The sequence below is a fragment of the Paenibacillus kobensis NBRC 15729 genome (assembly GCF_004000825.1).
Lineage (GTDB): Bacteria > Bacillota > Bacilli > Paenibacillales > Paenibacillaceae > Paenibacillus_T > Paenibacillus_T kobensis.
The window spans coordinates 1-1,876 of sequence record NZ_BILZ01000127.1; the positions used below are offsets into that span (position 1 = coordinate 1).

General features: G+C 52.6%; 2 protein-coding genes. Both read right to left on the reverse strand.

The window, feature by feature from the left end:
* The coding region (locus tag PKO01S_RS28370; protein ID WP_164779834.1) for a family 43 glycosylhydrolase at positions 1-902 on the reverse strand (902 nt) is incomplete at its 3' end.
* 307 nt (positions 903-1,209) lie between these two features.
* Positions 1,210-1,876, reverse strand: a 667-nt coding sequence (locus PKO01S_RS28375; RefSeq protein WP_127534777.1) for a carbohydrate-binding protein, incomplete at its 5' end; no start/stop codon positions are given.

Genomic DNA, 1,876 nt, shown 5'->3' on the forward strand with positions numbered 1-1,876 from the left:
TTTTTCAGGAAATGCCCCGTATACGTAAATGGCCCCATCGGACTGCTGCTCACCATATAGCCGATTTCGCCCGTCGGATAAGCAGCCGGATGCGTACCGGAGAAGTTGATGCAGTACGAGTAATAGTATTTGCCGTTGTACTTATGAATGCCGGAGTCTTCGAACATGTACGGCGCGTCAATCGTGACGGCGCTGCCGTTAAGGCTGGTCATATCGGCGCCCAGCTTAATGACGCGTGCCGTCTTCGGATTCGCAACGACCGCCGCGTCCGACGTATTCGGAATGCCCCCACCCATGTACAGATAACCGGTGCCGTCGTCGTCCACCAAGGCAGCCGGATCGAACAGCCAGGTCACCCCGGACATGCCCGGCGTACTGCCCGTGACGAGTGCTTTGCCCAGCGGATCCGACCATGGCCCGACCGGTGAGTTGGAGGTCAGCACCCCAATGCCCGATGCGCCATTCGCAAAGTACAGGAAAAACTTATCCTGGCCATTGATCGTTTTGCGCACAACGGACGGCGCCCATGAGAGTGACGCCCACTTGGCAATGCCTGCTCCATTGTTAGCATTATTGAGTCCGGCTACCGGAATCGATCCGTGGTCTGTCCAGTTCACCATATCGGCGGACGAGATCACGTTGATTTTATTTAATGCGCTGAAATCATTGTCTATAATCGTTCCGCTGCTGTTATACACATACGCGTCGCTTGACATGTAAACATAAACTCTGCCGTTATAGACCAGTGCAAACGGATCCGCCCCTAGCTTATGATCCATCAACGGGTTGGAATTGCCCGGCGTCTTGGCGATCGCGGCGTTGGCGGCATAGGCCGAAGTCATAGGAAAGCAGCTTAGCAATAAGGCAACGGCCAATAGAAGAGAACCTAACTTCCTTTTCATTTTATACATCTCCTTTAGTTGTTCCTATTCGTCGAATCGGGTCATTAGCAGGTACCTGACATGCTTGCTCCTTTCACCAAATTAATATTCAATCCGGTTAACCATACTCATATTAAAGCGCTTTCTTTTCCATATAAATAGATTTTCTTGTGGGTCTGGTTTGAATATTTGGCGAATCCTCTTCTATCGCATCGATCGTGCATTGGATATAAAGCAAAATCCCCCGGCCTCATCTGGCCGGGGGGTGAGAACAGGGCTGAAGAAGCCTCCATTCACCGCAGATTCATTATACTTTCAGACAATCGAATTACAAGGTGTATTCCAAATAATCCAACAGCACATCCCACGTTCCGTTATCGGTCGTGACAATCAGCTTGACGTTCGTGGCTCCGGTTGCGTGCGTCACATTGGACAAGGTCTGAACCGTAGGCGTCGTGCCCGTAAAGTAGAAGGAGCCGACGGTTGTTCCGCCGATTTGCAAATCGACACGGGCCGTGCTGGAGTTCGTTGAAGCACCGCGGAGCGAGAAACTGTGCTTATCATAGGCGAAATACTGATCGTATGCAGCACTGTCATTGTTAGCATACAAAGCTACCCCGGAGAAAGGTGAAGTGGTCTTGCCCGCATAGGTCCCGGCAAGGGTCATATTTTCGGTTTCCACTCTCGTTGCCGTGCCTGAACCAGAACCAGATCCGGAGCCCGATCCTGCCGCGTCGGTCGAGAACTGCCAATAATCGAAGTTAAACAGATTGCCTGACCCGCCGGTGAATACGAAGAATACGCGATGCACGCCCGTTGCGCCGCTCACCGATGTCTGCAGCTCTTTCCACGTTTGCGCCCCGCCCGTAGCCGTGACATTCAACGTCCCGACAAGCGTACCGGTCGGACTATCCAGACGAATCTCGATTTTGCCGCCTACTGTCGAGGCGACATTCGCTTTGAACGACTTCGCTCCGCTGGAACCGAAGTCGGCA